The 3,880-nt window shown below is 70.6% G+C and carries 5 protein-coding genes; 2 read left to right on the top strand and 3 right to left on the bottom strand.

What is annotated here, in order from left to right:
* Window positions 1–190 precede the first annotated feature (190 nt).
* From ACJA3G_RS32335 to ACJA3G_RS32325, 3 genes are read right to left on the bottom strand one after another with little or no spacing between them, the layout of a single operon-like run.
* On the bottom strand, window positions 191–277 hold the full coding sequence (locus ACJA3G_RS32335; protein WP_406556595.1) for a DUF6126 family protein: 87 nt from the start codon (window positions 275–277) through the stop codon (window positions 191–193).
* A 9-nt stretch (window positions 278–286) separates the two neighbouring features.
* Window positions 287–664 (bottom strand): hypothetical protein, encoded by a 378-nt coding sequence (locus ACJA3G_RS32330; protein WP_406556594.1) that lies wholly within the window; start codon window positions 662–664, stop codon window positions 287–289.
* 14 nt (window positions 665–678) lie between these two features.
* Window positions 679–1,935: a helix-turn-helix transcriptional regulator gene (locus tag ACJA3G_RS32325; RefSeq protein WP_406556593.1), complete on the bottom strand. Its 1,257-nt coding sequence runs from the start codon at window positions 1,933–1,935 to the stop codon at window positions 679–681.
* A gap of 244 nt (window positions 1,936–2,179) precedes the next feature.
* Here ACJA3G_RS32325 and ACJA3G_RS32320 point away from each other — a divergent pair, with 244 nt between their 5' ends.
* Both ACJA3G_RS32320 and ACJA3G_RS32315 read left to right on the top strand, forming a co-directional pair.
* Window positions 2,180–2,308: a hypothetical protein gene (locus ACJA3G_RS32320; protein WP_358834284.1), complete on the top strand. Its 129-nt coding sequence runs from the start codon at window positions 2,180–2,182 to the stop codon at window positions 2,306–2,308.
* A 10-nt stretch (window positions 2,309–2,318) separates the two neighbouring features.
* The gene (locus ACJA3G_RS32315) at window positions 2,319–3,509 is read left to right on the top strand and encodes a methyltransferase domain-containing protein (protein WP_406556592.1); all 1,191 of its coding nucleotides are present in this window, start codon (window positions 2,319–2,321) and stop codon (window positions 3,507–3,509) included.
* Window positions 3,510–3,880 lie beyond the last annotated feature (371 nt).

The following is a 3,880-nucleotide window of genomic DNA, read 5'->3' as shown; positions in this document are numbered from 1 at the left end:
GGGGCGGGGCATGCGAAAGGGCCGTCCGATGTCGAACGGCCCTTGGGAATCGCGCGTGCGCGCAGGTCTGGTGGCCGCTCCTAGGAGGAGCGCCACCAGGTGGTGTGCTGCGCGGAAGTCATGGGGGAAGTGTAACGGGGGCGCCGCGTGATGGGTAAGGACTTCCGGCTCCGCCCGCCACTTCACTTCCTCACTTGTGGGCGTGCTGCCCCACGTAGAAGAGGAGCCACACGAAGCCGGCGAAGAGGTGCGTGCGGGTCGGTTGGGGGCGCGTAATTCCCGGAAGTCAGCTCACGGCCTTCTCGATGGCTTCGAAGATGTCCGCGTCCGTCTCCTGCTGCCAGGAAGGGAGTTCGGACCAGTCGGCGACATAACCCGGCTTGGGGTCCTCGAAGTGCTTGTACATCTGCGCGATCCAGCAGGTCGCGACGAAACGGCTCTTCTGCTCCCGGGTCAGTCTGGCCGCGGTGCCGCCGCTGACCTCGATGAACTGGCTGACCTGCTCGTACACAGCGCCCGCCGCCGCCCGCTCCCACTCCGGTGTGTCCTCCCACAGAGTCACGTAGCCGGCCTTCGGCTCGCCGGGGAAGTGCTGGTGCACTCCCGCGATCCAGGCCTCCCGGAACACCCGTGCGCCCTGGCCCCGCCCCTGCCCGTGCGACATGCCAACCCCTCTCGTCACGTCTTGCTCAGCGCGCCGATCTCGGCCTCCAGCTCGGCTACGCGTCTGTCGTGCGCCATGGGGCCGAGCTCACCGCGTAGGGCCTGGAGTCTACGGGCGACATATCCGGAGGAGGACTCTCGCGCGAGGTCCAAGGCCTCCCTGCCAAAAACGATCACCTGGTCGGGATCGCGCCGCTTCGCGCCGACGGCGGCCAAGTCCGCCAGGACCACTCCTCGTCGCCGAAACGAATGACCATGGGCCAGTGCACCCTGTTCCAGGGCCGATCTCAGGGTCTGCTCGGCCAGATCGAGACGGCCGAGCTGTACGTATCGCGCTCCCCGCTCCTCAGCCAGGCGCGAGCCGTCGAACCGAAGCCAGCCACTGTTGTGCCCGGGACCGGCCAGGTACGCGACCTTCTCAGCCGCGTCCAACGCGCGCTCGCACGCGGACAGATCACCCAGACCGGCGAATGCCTCCGCCTGCACGGAAGCGACCCAGTGCCGAGTCGACAGTGCGCTGTCTCCCCGTCTGGCGATCATCTCAGCGGCCGACAGGAGGTCGGCGGCGTCCTTGAAGCGGCGTTCGCAAAGATCGACGTACGCATGCCGGACGAGTGCGCACGCCCAGAGGTCGTACGCCCCCGCCTCCCTGCTCGCCGAAGCGGCCAGGGCGTAGGAACCGGCGGCGTCGGTGTAACGGTTCCTGTCGTACGCCAGCTCTCCCGCGAGCTGGAACAGGTCACCGGCAGCGCCGCACAGCATCGGTACCTCGGGTCCGGAGAACCCCCGGAGGGTACGAGTCAGAACGGAAAGCTGTTCCCGGACGATGGGGAGCACCGACCGCTTGGCGCGGGCGAGTTGGTACACCTGCCATAGGTGATCATTCATCTGCGAGAAGTCCGAGGCGCTTTCCCGTCCGGCCACTTCGTCGAGCGCTGCGGCCCGGTCGGCCGGCAGGGCAGAAGTCAGGGCTCCGACTACCGATGTCGCGCGCAGGAATTCGCGTCGGATCATGTCCTCAGTGTCCCCCCGAGGGATGGCGGCACCGGACTGTGGGACGGGCCCCTGCCCTGAGCTGGGCGATTGTCCTACCAGGGCGCCCAGTTCGGTGAGTCCGACTTGCAGTACCTCAGCGAGCCTGGGCCGTAAGGACGGCAGAGGTTCGGTCTTCCCGCTCTCCCAGCGACCGACCGTCGTGCGGTCAACGCCCAGCGCGTGGGCGAACGCTTCCTGACTGTAGCCCAGGGCCCTTCGCCGTTCCGCGAGTGTCATACGCGGCCCCCTTCTTCCGCGAGCGCCCGCCGTAGGCGGACCGTGCGCCCCGAGCATCGGATGTGCGTCAAGGCTGCCGCATGGACGCCGTGGAGCGCTGGCCCTCACAGCGGTTTCCTTGAGGGTGTCGGCAGCCGTGGCCCAGGCCTCGGCCATTCGAGAGGGCGCTTTCCGATGTTTCCGATGTCACTCGTCGGGGAGACGCGCCACCTTCGTTGACAACCACGACCACAAGGGAGCAGTCATGGGATGGGGAACAGGCAAGGGCGGCGGCGGTGGCGACGGGAAGCACGCGGGCGGCAAGGACCCGGGTACCTCCAAGCCCTCGCCGGACAGCTCGCAGCCCAAGCAGCCGCCGAAGCACGGGAAGTAGCGCGCACACCGTGACCACGGACCACCGCGCCCGCACGGCGGCCGAGCAGCTCGCCGCGCACGGTCTGCTCGGCGCGCTCCACGACGAACTCGGCGCCCCGCTCGCACCGGAGTGGGAGCACGCGTTCTGGGCCGTGCCCCGGCACACCTTCCTGCCCGAGACGGTCTGGCTGGGCGACGACCTGACCCCCTGCACCCTCGCTTCCACTCCCAAGACCTGGCTGCGGGCGGCATACGCGGACGCTCCCGTGGTGACCCAGGTCAACGACGGCGACGACCCCGGCGACGAGGAACGCTGGCCCTCCTCGTCCGCCTCGGCCCCCTCCGTCGTCTTCCGCACGCTCGACCTGCTGCGCCTCCGTCCCGGACACCGCGTGCTGGAGATCGGCACCGGGACCGGCTGGAACGCCGGACTGCTCGCCCATCGGCTCGGGGCCGAGCAGGTGACCACGATCGAGGTGGACACGGCACTGGCGGTGAGGGCGGCTCGCGCCTTGAGGATGGGGGGCCTGGAGCCGACGGTCATCAGCGGGGACGGGGCCGCCGGCCACCCGGCGGGAGCGCCCTATGACCGGATCATCGCCACGTGCTCGGTACGGGAGGTGCCCCGCGCCTGGCTGCGGCAGACGGTTCCGGGCGGGGTGATCCTCACGCCGTGGGAGACGCCGTGGCTGTGTTACGGGCTGCTGCGGCTCATCGTTGACGGTACGGGGACGGCATCTGGCTGGTTCTCGCCCCACTCGGCGTTCATGCTCATGCGCGGCCAGCGCTCCGACCTGCGGATCTACCGTGACGTGGTACGTGATGAGCACGTCCCCACCGAGTCCGTGACGCGCCTGTCGCCCTGGGCGGTGACGGGCGACGACTGGGCCGCCCGGTTCGCCATCGGGCTCCGCACGCGGGATGTCTGGCACACCTGGCACGAGGATCCCGGCGTCGAGGGGGTGACGTCCCGCCTGTGGCTCGCCACCACCGATGCCACTTCGTGGGCAGCGGTGGACCGGGACGGGCGGAGGGACGGTCGGTTCACCGTGTGGGAGTACGGACCGCGGCGTCTGTGGACGGAGGTGGAAGCGGCGTACGAGTGGTGGCTGCGGGCGGGCGGCCCCGGCCCGGACCGCTTCGGGATGACCGTGACCCCGGACGGCCGGCACACACTGTGGCTCGACTCCCCGGACGAGCCGGTGCCCGCGGCGATGTGATCGGGGGCGGAGGGTGACGGACCCGCGCCGCGGACACGGGCCGCCGCGCCCGTACGGCCCAGGTCGGCGCAGGACTCCACTGGGGGCCGGTTCGCGCCCACGCCCTGCCTGCGGGCCTGTCGGCCCCGCCCCCCCTCGCTTCGTCTGCGGGCCGTGGAGGGTTGCTCGCGCAGTTCCCCGCGTCCCTGGGGGACGTGGCCGAGCTGTGTTTTCCGGTCGCGGGGGACCCCCTCAGGGGCGCGGGGAACTGCGCGGATGCCCCCCACCGGCCCACGGCCGAAGGACAGTCCGATCCGCGCAGCGGAGCCGACGCCGACGGTGGCGCGCCAGGGGGGAGAGGCCCGGGGCCATGCAACTTGGCCGCACGGGCG

It is taken from the genome of Streptomyces sp. YS-3 (assembly GCF_045257485.1).
Taxonomy (GTDB): Bacteria; Actinomycetota; Actinomycetes; order Streptomycetales; family Streptomycetaceae; genus Streptomyces.
This window is presented reverse-complemented; position numbering and strand designations above follow the sequence as displayed.